Annotated in this window: 16 protein-coding genes; 1 reads left to right on the top strand and 15 read right to left on the bottom strand. The window is 61.2% G+C overall.

Features of this window, described 5'->3' with window-relative positions; translation table 11 throughout:
* Window positions 1–7: 7 nt before the first annotated feature.
* From pyk to hisD, 14 genes are all read right to left on the bottom strand, one after another.
* Window positions 8–1,429: a pyruvate kinase gene (pyk, locus tag R3O64_RS08365; protein ID WP_070520168.1), complete on the bottom strand. Its 1,422-nt coding sequence runs from the start codon at window positions 1,427–1,429 to the stop codon at window positions 8–10.
* A gap of 304 nt (window positions 1,430–1,733) precedes the next feature.
* Entirely contained in the window at window positions 1,734–2,639 is a 906-nt protein-coding gene (gene lgt / locus R3O64_RS08370) for a prolipoprotein diacylglyceryl transferase (RefSeq protein ID WP_144675235.1), read from the bottom strand.
* A gap of 41 nt (window positions 2,640–2,680) precedes the next feature.
* Window positions 2,681–3,508: an indole-3-glycerol phosphate synthase TrpC gene (locus tag R3O64_RS08375; protein WP_070519958.1), complete on the bottom strand. Its 828-nt coding sequence runs from the start codon at window positions 3,506–3,508 to the stop codon at window positions 2,681–2,683.
* A gap of 172 nt (window positions 3,509–3,680) precedes the next feature.
* Complete coding sequence (locus R3O64_RS08380; RefSeq protein ID WP_185963198.1) at window positions 3,681–4,310, bottom strand: TIGR02234 family membrane protein; 630 nt, start codon at window positions 4,308–4,310, stop codon at window positions 3,681–3,683.
* Window positions 4,303–4,704: a phosphoribosyl-AMP cyclohydrolase gene (gene hisI / locus R3O64_RS08385; RefSeq protein WP_070685352.1), complete on the bottom strand. Its 402-nt coding sequence runs from the start codon at window positions 4,702–4,704 to the stop codon at window positions 4,303–4,305. The genes R3O64_RS08380 and hisI overlap by 8 nt, the downstream gene beginning before the upstream one ends.
* The gene (hisF, locus tag R3O64_RS08390) at window positions 4,701–5,465 is read right to left on the bottom strand and encodes an imidazole glycerol phosphate synthase subunit HisF (protein ID WP_250224146.1); all 765 of its coding nucleotides are present in this window, start codon (window positions 5,463–5,465) and stop codon (window positions 4,701–4,703) included. The genes hisI and hisF overlap by 4 nt, the downstream gene beginning before the upstream one ends.
* Before the next feature lie 129 nt (window positions 5,466–5,594).
* Window positions 5,595–6,398, bottom strand: a complete 804-nt coding sequence (locus tag R3O64_RS08395; protein WP_070533252.1) for an inositol monophosphatase family protein — start codon at window positions 6,396–6,398, stop codon at window positions 5,595–5,597.
* A gap of 4 nt (window positions 6,399–6,402) precedes the next feature.
* Window positions 6,403–7,185, bottom strand: coding sequence for a bifunctional 1-(5-phosphoribosyl)-5-((5-phosphoribosylamino)methylideneamino)imidazole-4-carboxamide isomerase/phosphoribosylanthranilate isomerase PriA (gene priA, locus R3O64_RS08400; RefSeq protein ID WP_070519945.1), 783 nt, complete (start codon window positions 7,183–7,185; stop codon window positions 6,403–6,405).
* 30 nt (window positions 7,186–7,215) lie between these two features.
* Complete coding sequence (gene hisH / locus R3O64_RS08405; protein WP_143334926.1) at window positions 7,216–7,851, bottom strand: imidazole glycerol phosphate synthase subunit HisH; 636 nt, start codon at window positions 7,849–7,851, stop codon at window positions 7,216–7,218.
* Entirely contained in the window at window positions 7,848–9,068 is a 1,221-nt protein-coding gene (locus R3O64_RS08410; RefSeq protein ID WP_250224175.1) for an MFS transporter, read from the bottom strand. The genes hisH and R3O64_RS08410 overlap by 4 nt, the downstream gene beginning before the upstream one ends.
* 50 nt (window positions 9,069–9,118) lie before the next feature.
* Window positions 9,119–9,301 (bottom strand): hypothetical protein, encoded by a 183-nt coding sequence (locus R3O64_RS08415; RefSeq protein ID WP_070519941.1) that lies wholly within the window; start codon window positions 9,299–9,301, stop codon window positions 9,119–9,121.
* A gap of 6 nt (window positions 9,302–9,307) precedes the next feature.
* Window positions 9,308–9,940: an imidazoleglycerol-phosphate dehydratase HisB gene (hisB, locus tag R3O64_RS08420; RefSeq protein ID WP_070533257.1), complete on the bottom strand. Its 633-nt coding sequence runs from the start codon at window positions 9,938–9,940 to the stop codon at window positions 9,308–9,310.
* Window positions 9,941–9,996: 56 nt separating this feature from the next.
* Complete coding sequence (locus tag R3O64_RS08425) at window positions 9,997–11,100, bottom strand: histidinol-phosphate transaminase (protein ID WP_250224147.1); 1,104 nt, start codon at window positions 11,098–11,100, stop codon at window positions 9,997–9,999.
* A gap of 3 nt (window positions 11,101–11,103) precedes the next feature.
* Window positions 11,104–12,453, bottom strand: a complete 1,350-nt coding sequence (gene hisD / locus R3O64_RS08430; RefSeq protein WP_250224148.1) for a histidinol dehydrogenase — start codon at window positions 12,451–12,453, stop codon at window positions 11,104–11,106.
* A 151-nt stretch (window positions 12,454–12,604) separates the two neighbouring features.
* Here hisD and R3O64_RS08435 point away from each other — a divergent pair, with 151 nt between their 5' ends.
* Window positions 12,605–13,528 (top strand): YbjN domain-containing protein, encoded by a 924-nt coding sequence (locus R3O64_RS08435; RefSeq protein ID WP_070533262.1) that lies wholly within the window; start codon window positions 12,605–12,607, stop codon window positions 13,526–13,528.
* Here the strand turns inward: R3O64_RS08435 and R3O64_RS08440 are convergent.
* Window positions 13,525–13,926, bottom strand: coding sequence for a hypothetical protein (locus tag R3O64_RS08440; protein WP_227485693.1), 402 nt, complete (start codon window positions 13,924–13,926; stop codon window positions 13,525–13,527). The two genes, R3O64_RS08435 and R3O64_RS08440, sit on opposite strands and share 4 nt — an antisense overlap.
* Between the last annotated feature and the right edge of the window lie 81 nt (window positions 13,927–14,007).

Here is a 14,007-nt window from a genome sequence, read left to right on the forward strand (position 1 = left end):
GAGAGCCCTACTTATCGCGCAGCGTCTGACCCAGCTCGTGGACCTGAATCATGTTGGTGTTACCGGAGATTCCAGGAGGCGTACCGGCGATGACGACGATCATGTCGCCTTCCTTGTACTTATCCATCCCCAGCAGCGCCTCATCGATGGCTTCCATCATGTTATCGGTGGACTCCACCGATTCACTCAGGAAGGTCTCGGCGCCCCAGGTCAAAGCCAACTGCGAGCGCACGGCCGGATGCGGGGTAAAGGCAAGCAGCGGCAGCGGCGAGTGCAAACGAGCCACGCGCTTTGCGGTATCACCGGAGGTGGTGAACGCCACGATTGCCTTCGCGTTAAGGCGCTCAGCGATATCGCGTGCGGAGTAGGACACGACACCGCGCTTGGTGCGCGGAACGTGCGTCAGCGGAGGAACGCGGCCACCCTGCTCGGCATTCGCGACGATCTTGGACATGGTGCGCACGACATTCTGTGGGTCGATGCCCACGGACGTCTCGCCGGAGAGCATGACTGCATCGGCGCCGTCGAGCACTGCGTTGGCAACGTCGGACGCCTCCGCGCGGGTCGGCCGCAGATTGGAAATCATGGAATCGAGCATCTGTGTTGCCACGATTACCGGCTTGGCGTTCTCACGCGCAATCTGGATGGCTCGCTTTTGGAACAGCGGAACCTGCTCCAGCGGCACCTCGACGCCGAGGTCACCGCGGGCAATCATGATGGCATCGAATGCCAGCACGATGGATTCGAGGGCATCGACAGCTTCCGGCTTCTCCAGCTTGGCGATGACCGGAACGCGGCGGCCTTCCTCATCCATAATCTCGTGGACCTTGTCCACGTCGGCCGGGGAACGCACGAAGGACAGAGCAATCAGGTCGACACCAAGCTTCAAGGCGAAGCGGAGATCTGCGATGTCCTTTTCCGACAGGGCCGGGACGGAAATGTCCATGCCCGGCAGGGACACGCCCTTGTTGTTCGAGACCGGACCGCCTTCGGTGACCTCACAGACGACGTCGTTGCCATCGACTTCCTTGCACACGACGGCGACCTTGCCATCGTCGATAAGCAGGCGGTCACCCGGCTTCGCGTCCTTCGCCAGGTTCTTGTATGTGGTGGACACGCGGTCGTGCGTGCCTTCCACGTCCTCAACAGTGATGCGGACGATCTCGCCGTCCTTCCACATCTCTTCACCGTTGATGAAGCGACCCAGACGGATCTTCGGACCCTGCAAGTCCGCCAACACACCGACGGCGTGGCCGGTCTCATCGGTGGCCTCGCGGACCCAGCGATAGTTCGCTTCATGATCCGCGTGCTCGCCGTGAGACATGTTCAGACGCGCCACGTCCATGCCCGCTTCAACGAGGCCAAGGATTCCTTCCTTGCTTGCTACCGCGGGACCCAACGTACAAACGATTTTGGTTCTTCTATCCAACATGGAATGCCTTACTCACATCGGGAGCTTCTAACGGTTCCCAAACTACCCCGGTTTACTGGTCTCGGCCACTACGAATGACGCTCATAGCGCGTTTTCAAGCCTCGTCCCGAGTGCTCTCCAGGACTGAGCAAAGCCCCAAATATTCGGCAACAAACGGGAATACCCGGGCACATCTGGGCATTTCGTACTCATCATTCGGAACCTCAGGCTTCCGAATAAGAGCTCAAAAACACCGTGTGTGATCCCGGCTACTTTTTCTGTTTTCAGCGCCTAAAACAGGCAGACGCTACGAAAGCCGTACCTAATTAAAGCCTGCGGAGCCACCATTCTTGTCAACTTCCGCGGAACGAGCGGGATCCACTTCCTCCGGTGACTCCTGCCCACGTGGCAACCGGAAGTACACGATGAGCGCAACAACGAAGCAGACCACCGAAACGATGACGTTGACGCGCAACCCGAAGATGTGCGTGGCCTCATCAGCGCGCATGTTTTCTACAACGAACCGCCCCGCCGTGTATCCGGCAACGTACAGCGCGAACACACGCCCATGGCCGAGTTTGAACGCCTTGTGCGCCCACAGCAGGAACACACACACCGCCACATTCCACAGCAGTTCATAGAGGAAGGTCGGATGCACTGAGGTCACTACTTCCCCGGTCGAGCGTCCGCTGATTGGTGCGTACGCGCCGCTGTCATTTACTCGGTAGTAGATGTCCAAGGCCCACGGAACCGTGGTTTCACGGCCGTAGAGCTCCTGATTGAACCAATTACCCAAGCGCCCGATAGCTTGGGCCAAGACAAGTCCGGGCGCGACGGCGTCCGCAAATGGCCCCAATGGGATGCCTTTAACCTTGAACATGATCCACACCGCTATTGCGCCCAGCGCCACTGCGCCCCAAATGCCGAGGCCGCCGTTGGTAATCTTCAGCGCATCAACTGGATTGCACGTGGAACAGAAGTACTTTTCGTTATCCGTAATCACGTGGTAGAGGCGCCCACCAATAATTCCGGCCGGTATCACCACCAAGGCCGCATCCCACACCACATCCGGGTTTCCACCGCGGGCAGTATAGCGGCGCAGCGTCATCCACATCGCAACGAGGATGCCGACGATGATGCACATGGCATAAGCGCGAATTGGGACCGGACCTAGATGCCACACGCCTTGCGGCGGAGAGGGAATGTTGGCGAGATTGTAAATTTGCACGGGAAACAGTGTGCCTGAAAATAACGCCCACTACAACGCGTCTAGGTCCTGCGCGAAGGGCACGCCGGATGCTGGCCGGTAGCCACCAAAGAACGCGCCAAGGCCATGGGGTCTTGGGCAGCCATGATGGACTCACCGACCAAGATGGCATCAGCGCCCTGAGAAGCATAAGACAACACGTTTCGCGGGCTATTGACCCCACCCACCGCGATGCGCGTCATGCTCTCAGGAAGACCCGGCGAAATAGTAGAAAAGGCCTCCCGATTAATAGCATCGGAGGCCAAAGACCACGCGTTGATCGCCACGACAGTTCCCCCTGCCTTAATGACGCGATCCACCTCAGCGCACGTACGAACTTCCAGGATGGCGGTCATGCCGAGAGATTCCACGCGGTCTAGGAGAGACTCGAGGCGAGCCTGGTCGAGCAGCTCCACTTGCAGGGGAATCGCATCCGCCCCATAGCACCGCGCCTCATGGATCTGATAGGGGTCGACGATGGTGTCGCGGCATAGCATCGGTATGTCAACGGCGGACCGGGCCGCCCGCATGTCTTCGAGGGAACCGTGGAAGCGGCGGCGATCCGTTTGACACGCCATCACATGCACTCCGGCTTCCTCCAGGCTATGCGCCAACGCTGCCACGGACTGCGGGCTCTCCAAATGCGCAATTTCACCGCCATAAGGTACGGCGCGCTTTATTTCGGTAATGATAGAGCATCCCGGACGCAGCAAAGCCTGTGCAGCATCGCGCGGGGCATCCATGTCTCGGGAACGCGCCTTTACTTCCTTGAAGGGAACGCGGGCCTCCCGCGCGGCGACATCAGCTAGTACGCCGGCCACGAGGTGATCGACGGCAATCGGGGTAGGCATGGAGCACCTCCCTTCCCCGAAGGAAACTCAATGAAAGAAACAGGATGGAGTTCGAGATCACACTTAGGCTAGCGCGCTCTTACCTCCAACCAGAAATCCGGGGTCCCCTTCTATCAGCGCAACACCCCGTGGTGGAGATGAGACGAGCCGGTGGCTCGTGCCGCCACCTCCCCTAGGTGGTGCGAGGATCTGTGGGGTCGATATCGGCGTCCAAAGCGTCCCACATCACGCGGCCAGAATCCTGGGAGGTTTCTAGATCTTCCTGCAGGCGCTCCTGCCGTACAGCTGGTGTCTCATATTTGGCGGAGCGGGGCTTATCGCCTCCCGGATTGCTGGCCACCATGACCGCACCAAAGAGCGCGAGTGCAGCGCCGACGAGGGCGAGGACAGGGCCGGCAGTCGAGGCATCCGCGGAGAGCACCGTGGCCCAGTCAGAAATGGTCGTGGACTCCACGGAGGTATCATTCGTGCCTCCCTGCAGCAGTTCCTCGGCGCGCTCCGCCTCCGGGCCGGCGGTCAGCAACGCAACAGGCCGCCATCCCGCAGCCGCCGCGGCAAGTGCTGTGAGGCCAGATACGATTCGGCGGCCGGTGCGCCGTAGCGCGAAGGCCGCAACACCGCCAGCGAGGACCACAACGCTCAACGCGATGAGCTCGAGGGACCACAAGGAACCCGATAGCTCCGCAACGCTGGAGCCGGCCTTATCATCCTCAACCGCAGCCTTTACCCACGTCATGCGGGAAGACAGCCACAATAGGATGGCACCGACAAACATCAACAAGGGCCCAATGCGCTTAGCCATCATTCTCCTCCCCTAAGAGATCACGTGCATCGAAACAGGTCCGGTCACCGGTATGGCATGCCCCGCCGCGCTGACGAACGGTGAGCAGGATGGTGTCACCATCGCAATCCAAGCGCGCGCCGACCACCTCTTGGGTGTTGCCGGATGTTAGGCCTTTGATCCAATACTCGCGGCGGGAACGTGAATAGTAGGTTCCGCGGCGCGTCGCCAACGTGTAGGCCAAGGCATGGTCATCCATCCACGCCAACATGAGCACCTCACCGCGCTCCGACTGCACGATGGCTGGAACAAGCCCCAACTCGTTGCGCTTAAGTTGCTGAGCAATCTCATCACTCAGCTCATAAGCCCCGACAGCCGTTGGGTCGGTGGTGGGGTTGTCGCTGTTCCTCGTCACTGTCGCACCTCCTTGCCTGCCGCAGCTAGCGCCTGCTTGACCTCGGAGATCCCCACTTCTCCGAAGTGGAAAATGCTGGCGGCCAGCACCGCATCTGCTCCAGCGTCAACAGCCGGTGGGAAGTCCTCGGCCTTTCCCGCACCGCCGGAGGCGATGATCGGAACGGAAACTTTCTCGCGCACTGCCTCGATCAATTCGATATCGAAGCCCGCCTTGGTTCCGTCGCCGTCCATGGAGTTCAGCAAGATTTCGCCGACGCCCAAGTCCTCACCGCGCTTGGCCCATTCCACGGCATCGAGGCCCGCAGAACGCGTTCCGCCATGCGTGGTGACCTCGAATCCGCTGGGGAAATCTGCAGCACGGCGCGCATCCACCGACAACACAATGCACTGCGAGCCAAACACATCCGCGAGCTCGCGCAGTAGCTCTGGGCGCGCGATGGCAGAGGAGTTGACGGAGACCTTATCGGCGCCGGCACGCAGCAGTTCGCGGACGTCGTCGACAGACCGCACTCCACCGCCAACGGTCAGCGGGATAAAGACCTGATCGGCGGTGCGGCGTACGACGTCAAGCATGGTACCGCGGCCGTCCTTCGACGCTGACACGTCGAGAAAAGTCAGCTCATCAGCACCCACGCGGTCGTAATGGGCGGCCAACTCGACTGGGTCGCCGGCATCACGCAGGTTTTCAAAGTTAATGCCTTTGACCACGCGGCCATTATCAACGTCAAGGCACGGGATCACTCGCACGGCAAGAGCCATGGTGACAATCCTCCTAAAGCTCAAAGCGAAATGAAAGGCAGCTCGAATCGAACTGCCGATTGATGAAATTCAAGTCCGGTATGCGGCGCTAGCGACGAGCGCTAGCGTCCTAGGCAAGCCAAGCGCCTATCAACGGCTTCCGCGGGGGTTTCGGGCGATGGCATCCAAGATCGTGGCATGCACCTGCGGGGTACCGCCCACGAATCCCTGTGAATGCGCGGTCCACTCGTTGCCTTCTGGATCACTCACGCGGCCACCGGCAGCCTTGATCATGAGAGCACCCGCCGCGTTATCCCACGGGTGCGGCGAGAAATTCACCGCGCCGTCAAACACGCCTTGAGCCACAAATGCATTATCCAGACCCACGGACCCGGTCATGCGGGGACGCAGCCCGGTCTCCCGGAGATCATTGAACAGGCCCGTCGGCAGGTGCGAGGAGCAGCCCACGTGGCCACGAGCCTCGTCGAATCCCTGGGCTTCTTCGCCACCACCGAAACCAGTGGAGGGGCCGCCGCTGGTTCGCAGCTGCATGCCCTGCGCCGCAACGACGCGGCGGTGTAGCAGAGGGAAATCCGCTACTGCAACAACCGGCTTTGCTTCGTGGATAAGCGTGACAAGAATGCCGCAGCATGGATTCCCGGCTGAGTAGTTCGCGGTTCCATCCACGGGATCCACAACCCACACCGTTTCTTCAAGGCTGCCGCCTGATTCTTCACCGAGTACCGGGATACCGGTGAGCTGGTTCAGCGTCAGTCGCAGCTGCTGTTCAATCAGCAAATCCACCTCGGTGGCAAAGTCCCCTTCGCCCTTGAAACGCGCGGGCGCTGCACCGAGGCCCCGGCGGAAGAGATCATCAACCTGGTCCACCGCTGCTTCTGCAAAGGCCACGAGTTCGCGCGGATCCGACGCGGAGGTTCCTGACATCGGGGCCATTGGCCTACCTCTCCTCGATCGGGTCAATGTATTCTTCGCCCGGCAACGGAGTAACTTCCGCAACCGCCGCGAGCGCCTCCTCCAGTGTGAAGCGCTCCTCATAGAGAGCCTTGCCGATGATGGCGGAATCAATTCCCTCATTTTCGTAGAGGGCCAATTCACGCAGATCATCAAGGGTGGAAATCCCACCGGAGGCTGTTACCTTTGCCTCCGTGGCGGCCGCAACCTCACGCAGCAGTTCGATGTTGGGGCCTTGCAGCGTCCCGTCCTTGGACACGTCCGTCACCACGAAGCGAGTGCAACCAGCGGCGTCGAGGCGCTCGAGTACCTCCCAGAGGTCGCCACCATCGGAAACCCAGCCGTTGCCGCGCGTGCGCCACTCGCCGTCCACCATCCGGACTGCGAGATCAACCGCGATGCGGTCACCATGCTCTGCCAAGACCTTGGCAATCCATTCGGGGTTCTCCAAAGCCGCGGTACCAATATTGACGCGGCGGGCTCCGGTGGCGAGTGCACGGGCCAAGGAGTCATCATCCCGGATACCTCCGGTCAGCTCCACGTTAAGGTCCACGCTCGTGGTGATCTCAGCGAGCAGCTCGTGGTTGGAGCCGCGGCCAAAGGCTGCGTCCAGATCTACTGCGTGCAGCCACTGCGCGCCTTGGGCCTGCCACTTAAGGGCGGCCTCACGCGGCGAGCCATAGGGCTTTTCAGTTCCGGCCTCTCCCTGATCAAGGCGAACCGCCTGACCGTCGACGACATCAACCGCGGGCAACAGTGTAAAGCTCATGGTGGGTAGTCTACCTTTCGAGTGGGCTCTTTAAAGCGTTCCAATCCAGTTCTTTAGCAGCTGCGAGCCGACGTCACCCGACTTCTCCGGATGAAATTGCGTGGCCCATAGCGCACCGTTTTCTACCGCGGCGACAAAACGGTCACCGCCATATTCGGACCACGCCACCTTCGGCGGCTCAGTGATTTCAGTCTCGAGCTCCCAGCTCCGCGCGGCATAGGAGTGCACGAAGTAGAAGCGATCCTGCGCGCTCACGCCATGGAACATAAGGCTATCGTCGGGAAGCTCAACGGTGTTCCAGCCCATGTGGGGCAGAACCGGCGACTGCAAGCGGGTCACCTCCCCCGGCCACTCACCACAGCCTTCCGTATAAACGCCGTGTTCTGTACCGGACTCAAAGAGAATCTGCATTCCTACGCAGATACCGAGAACTGGGCGGCCGCCAGCTAGGCGTTGGCCAATGATCCGTGGGCCCTGGGCCGCACGCAGGCCTTCCATGCAGGCGGCGAAGGCGCCTACGCCGGGTACCAGCAGGCCATCGGCTTCCACCGCCAGCTTCGGGTCTGCGGTCACCGTCACGGTGGCGCCGACCCGTTCCAGTGCGCGCACAGCCGAGCGGACGTTGCCGGCACCATAATCAAGGACAACTACGTCGTGTGAGCTCATCGTGGCTCCTTTCCGGGCCTCCTCGGCCTTCTAATCCTGCGCAAGCGCGTTTGGATGTCATTGAGTTCGCTCACGCGGGTCTTACCCAAAGCTAGGTCAGCAGCCGTCATGAGCAAGCCCACCGCAATGATGGCGGCACCTGCGGAAAAAGCGCCTTTGTATCCTGACATCGCCACGACGGCGCCAAGGACCGTCGAACCAAGGCCAGTACCACCGTCGTAGAAGATGTTCCACACCGCAGAACCCTCGGAGAGCCGCTCGCGTGGGAGGCGGTCAAACATCGACAGCAGCGCCTCGTTTTGAACGATGCCGAAGCCGGCACCGTAGATGACCGTACCGAACACGAGCAGCCATACCGACCACTCTTGCCACAGCACGGCGGCGATGAGTCCCACACCCACAACCGAGGAAGCCTGGGCCGGAATCATGAGTGTGCCAGGCTTGCCCACCCGGTCCGCCACGACACCGGCGACGTAGCGCGCAACCATGCCCGCGCCACCAATCACGGACAGCATGAAGCCGCCCAAAACCGCTCCGCGTTCAGGATCCAATTCGCGCACGGCCGGCGAAATGAAATTCGAAGCCACGCCGTAGCTCACGGAGAAGCTCATCAACGCCAGTGCGGGCACGAGCACAAGCTTCCACATTGGGGCACGCGGAGTGGTATCCGATGGGTCCGGCACTCCCACTGGGGCAGCCTTGATCTGCGGTACCAAGATGCAGGTGAAGAAACCCAGCAGGCCGAGGCCGGCGGCCAAGAGGTACACCACGTTATAGTTGTACGCTGCGGCGACGGCAAGGCCGACGGGCAGGAAGGCCATCTGTGCCGCGCCGATAAAAAGGCCGAAGATTCCAGTGGCCTTGCCCAACAAGCGCCGCGGCGTGATTTCCGCGATGAGCGCGTTTTCTGACACCGTCAGGGCACCAAAGCCAATACCGCGCAGTGCGGAAAAGCCTAGGGCGATTGGGGCGGCGTCGCCCAGCATGTGGCCCAACGCCGGCACGCCCAAGAGCAGCGCCGACGCCGCCATGATCGGCCGGTAGCCAAAGATGCGCAGCAGCATCGGAGTCGCCATTTGGGTGAGCACCGTGGCCAGCATGAATACGCCGGTTGTGGCGCCAGCCAGCGTGGCCGATCCGCCGGAATCCAACACAGCCAACGGCACCACGGGTAGCAAGACTGACCACGCGCCGAAGGCGGAAACCACCGCGATCATGGTTTCCTTGAAGCCGGCAACCTTCCACACACTCTGAGGGGCGTTATCTGTCACTTTGCCGCCAATCCTGCCGAAAAGATGTCGAGGAACCAGACCAACGCGGCGGCCACGGCGACCGCCGCGAGCGCGCCCGCGACCACAGTCAGCAATACTGAACCGTTCTGATACGCCGCCCACGCGCCGCCGACGAGCAGACCGGCGACGAGAAAGAGAATGAGAACCATGACATTCATAGCGTCTTAGAGTGCTCCCTTCGTCGAAGGAACTCCGGTTACTCGCGGATCCCGCTCGGTAGCCTGGCGCAGGGCGCGGGCCACTGCCTTGTACTCGGCTTCCGTGATGTGGTGCGGATCGCGCCCATAGCGCACGTTGACGTGCAGAGTCGTCGCCGAGTGTGTGGCAAAGGTTTCGAAGAAGTGCCGGTTGATCACCGTGGCGTAGTGCCCGCCAATAACCTGCCACTCCAAGTTCTCCGGCTCGCCATTCATGACAAAGTAGGGCCGCCCAGAAATGTCAACGACGGCCTCCACCAGCGTTTCATCCATGGGCAGAAGCTGGGAGCCGAAACGGCGGATGCCGGACTTATCCCCCAGCGCTTCGAGGAAAGCGCGGCCTAGCACAATCGCGGTGTCTTCCACCGTGTGGTGGGCATCGATGTGGATATCACCTTCGGCGTGCACCTGAAGGTCAAAGGAGCCGTGGGTACACACAGCGTTGAGCATGTGGTCAAAGAACGGCAGCCCCGTCGAAATATCCGCCTGGCCGGTGCCATCGAGGTTGATTTCGACGGAGATCTTTGTCTCCCCGGTGACGCGCTCTGCGCGGCCAATGCGGTCGCCTAAGTCGTGGCGTGTAGCTTCACCAGCGCTCATTGTCCCACGCTCCTTCTTTTCATCATGAGCCTTTGCCTGGGCTCAAGTTTCAGTTCTCAGTTAGTCATCTCTACTGTATCTGCCAAGTCCGCCGCGGCCGAAAGGAAGGCGTCATTCTCTTCGGGCAGCCCAATCGTGGCGCGCAGGAGACCCGGCACGCCGTTGTCTCGGATCAGCACATCGCGGTCGAGGAATCCCTGCCACACCGCGTGTTGGTCGGCAAAGCGTCCAAAGGAGACGAAGTTGGATTCGCTCGGCACCACGTAATAGCCAAGTTCCTGGAGCCGTGCGACAACCCGATCCCGCTCCGCCGAAAGCTTCGCCACGGTACCCAAGGTCTCCTCCTTGTGAGCAAGAGCCACTGTGGCCGCGATCTGGGATAGCACGGAGAGGTGGTACGGCAAGCGGACGAGCATCACGGCTTCCACGAAAGCGGGATCCGCCACGAAGTAGCCCAAGCGCCCGCCGGCGAAATCGAAGGCCTTGGACATCGTGCGCGAGACTACGAGCTTGGTCGGGTACTTCGCCAGCAGTGTTGTAGCTGAGGGCGAGGGCGAGAATTCCATGTAGGCCTCGTCCACGATGACGATGCCCGGCGCGGCCTGCGCGATCTTCTCCACCAGTTCGATCGGGGTGACATCACCGGTGGGGTTGTTCGGGGTGGTGATGAAGACGACGTCGGGGCTGTGCTTGGCGACGGCCCCCAAAGCCGCCTCCTCATCGATGCGGAAGTCCTCATCGCGCGGGCAGGAAATGAATTCGGTCTGTGTACCTGCGCACAGGATCGGATGCATGGAGTAGCTCGGCGTAAATCCCAGCGCGCTGCGGCCCGGCCCACCGAAGGCCTGCAGCAGCTGCTGGAGCACCTCGTTGGAACCGTTGGCTGCCCACACGTTCTCCACGCCCACGGTGACACCGGTCTGCTCACTGACGTATTCCGCCAGCGCCGTGCGCAGCTCGACGGCATCGCGCTCCGGGTAGCGGTTGAGTTGGCGTGCGTGCTTCTCGACGGCCTCCACCATGTCCTTCACCAGCGCCTCCGACGGCGGATAAGGATTCTCGTTGGTATTGAGTTGGTTGGTTACCGTCAGCTGCGGGGCGCCATAGGCGCTGGAACCACGCAATTCTTCACGAAGGGGAAGATCCTTCAGCTCAGCCATGGTTTAAGCCTCTCCTTTCTGGGCATCTGTGTCTTCGGCGAATCGTGCGGCGATTGCTTCACCGTGGGCGGGCAGCGCCTCCGCTGTGGCGAAGGCGATAACGTTCTCTGATACCTCGCCGAGTGCCGCGCGGTCATACTCGATGAGGTTTACTGGGCGAAGGAAGGTGTGCGTCGACAAGCCGGCGCTAAACCGCGCGGTTCCAGAGGTTGGCAAAACGTGGTTGGAACCCGCGGTGTAATCACCAAGAGGTACGGGAGAATAGTCGCCAACGAAGATGGCACCGGCGTGGCGAATGCGCTCCGCAACTGCCCGGGCGTTTATCGTGTGCACCTCCAAGTGCTCGGCGGCATAGGCATCCGCGACGGCGATTCCCGTCTCAAGGTCCTCAACCACGACAATGCCCGACTGCTCACCGCGCAGCGCCTCGGCGGCGCGTTCGGCATTGGCGGTGGCGGTATAACGCTGCGCTACCTCCGCGTTCACGGCGGCGGCAAACTCCTCTGAATCAGTAATGAGCACGGAAGCAGCCATGGGATCATGCTCTGCCTGGGAGATGAGGTCATAGGCCACGTAGACGGGGTTGGCGCTATCGTCTGCCAAAATGGCGATCTCCGTGGGCCCGGCCTCCGCATCAATGCCCACCACGCCCTGCACTGCGCGTTTAGCAGCGGCAACAAACACGTTGCCTGGGCCGGTAATGATATCGACAGGCTCCAGTGCTTCCTCACCGGTAACCGGTTCATCATCGCCATAGGCCAGAAGGGCAATGGCTTGCCCGCCGCCTACTGCCCACACCTCGTCCACGCCGAGCATGTGACACGTTGCCAAGACAGTCGGGTGCGGCAGACCACCAAACTCCTTCTGTGGTGGGGAGGCCACGACCATCGCCTCAGCGCCCGCTTCCTGGGCGGGGACGGCGTTCATAATGACGGAAGACGGATACACCGCCTTGCCGCCTGGGACATACAGCCCCACCCGCTCGATGGGGTGAAAGACCTCGGTGACCGTTGCCCCCGGCGCCAGGGTGGTCGTGTGCGAATCCGGCCTCTGGTCAGCGTGGACAGCACGCACGCGCGCGATGGATTCCTCGATGGCTGCCCGCACTTTCGGGTCCAGCTCATCGACTGCTTTCTTTAGCTCCTCCTGAGGAACTCGCACCGCGGCCGGGCGAATGCCGTCAAATTTTTCGCCGAAGTCGAGGGCGGCCGCCGCTCCGCCGTCACGGACCTTCTCCACCATGGGGATAACAGTGCCCATCACCGAGGACACGTCCGTGCCCCCTCGCGGCAATACTCGGCGCAAACGGGAGGTAGTAAGTGCCTCTCCACGCAGGTCGATGGTTCGTAGCATGCTGGGACCTCTTTTATAATATGCAGTGGTTTCTATACCTTCCCATTACTATACCCGGACCGAAAAGCCAGCGAACCGGCAGGTGCGGGTTATAGAATGTGCCACTAGTAACACATTCCGGCATCCCGAATCGGTAGAGGGAGGTGGCGAAATGAGCAACGGCGCCGACGGCCTGGACCGCCAGTCCCCGTCAGACCTGCTTGCCCGCGTCGAACGCCTCACGCGCCGGGAAAACCTTGACTGCATACGGGTAACCGCACACGAGCTCCTCTTCCCGCACTCGCCACTCGGGGAAACCCGCGCTTTCATGGACACTGAGGGCGAGCCGATCCTGCGTTTCTACACCACCCACCATGGCATTCTTGGTTTCGGCGATATCCCCAGTCTCAGCGAGTTCGTCAACGACTGGAACCACGACTGCCTCTCGCCGCACCTCGTGCTCAACTATTCCTCCCCTACCGAAGTCGAAGTGTGGGGTCACTCCTTCCTCGTGGTGCACCAGAAACCCACAAGCGCCCAACTCTCCGCTTCGGTAGTGCCAGCGCTCCACAACGCCGCGGCCTGCCTCGAAGAACTGGCTAAACTTTTCCCCGTTCTCACGCTTCCCCGCCCGGCAGTCCCGGAAGAACAGACAGAACTCGACGGCCCCGTCGCCAGCGTCGATACGGACCGCCTCGAAGCCCTCTTACCCGCTCTGGGAATTTCGCGCTTCCAATCAGATGGCGATGAAGCAGTTTATGCCTGGATCAATGACGTCCTCTTTGCCTTCGCCATTGACTCCGGCCCAAGCCTCATCATCAAAGGCCATTGGGACCCGAACCTACAGGGCAGCGAGTTCTCCAGGATTTTCCTTATTTGCAATGATTGGAACCGGAACAATCACTCGGCCTCGGCCTTCTGCCACTCCAACGTTGACGGGCTGCAGGTGCGCATTGATTACGCGGTCATGACGGGCGCCGGGCTTTCCGACGCCCAACTGATAACCGCCCTCGGCCGCGGCATCAAGCACGTCCTCCACGGCATCGATGACATTTCACGCGATGCCGTGGGCTCCTCCCCCGTCGCGTGGCCCTAGCGCACGTCGACCGCTGCCTCATTTTCTTCCGTTTCACTTTCGAGCGCCACGCTGGGCGGCTCAAAGAACAGCGCGGACCAGTAGACAAACATGGCCATAAATGGTCCCACAAGCCACGCGATGCCGGGCGAAAACTTCGGCACGAACTCCACGAATTCCCCGGGGTTCTCCGGAACATCAGTGGCCGTCGCCCCACCGAAGACATAGAAGGACGCCGCACCGGCCAAAGCCGCCAGCGCCACCCACAGCAGCACACCGACGCCACGGTAGCGCTCTCCCCAGCGGTGGGCGATTGCTCCCAAGGCCATACCGAGGACTCCGGTGATCAGCACGAAGGTGATATAAGAATCGAATTGCACGTCGGCAACGTTGCGCAGGACATAGCCGCCATCCTCCATGCGATGGCCCTCCAGAGTAGGCCGCCACAGCCCCCAGACAGCGCCAACAGCGGAGAAACCAAGGAGCGCTAACGCGAGCAA

Origin of the sequence: Corynebacterium hesseae (genome assembly GCF_037850265.1) — a bacterium.
Lineage (GTDB): Bacteria > Actinomycetota > Actinomycetes > Mycobacteriales > Mycobacteriaceae > Corynebacterium > Corynebacterium hesseae.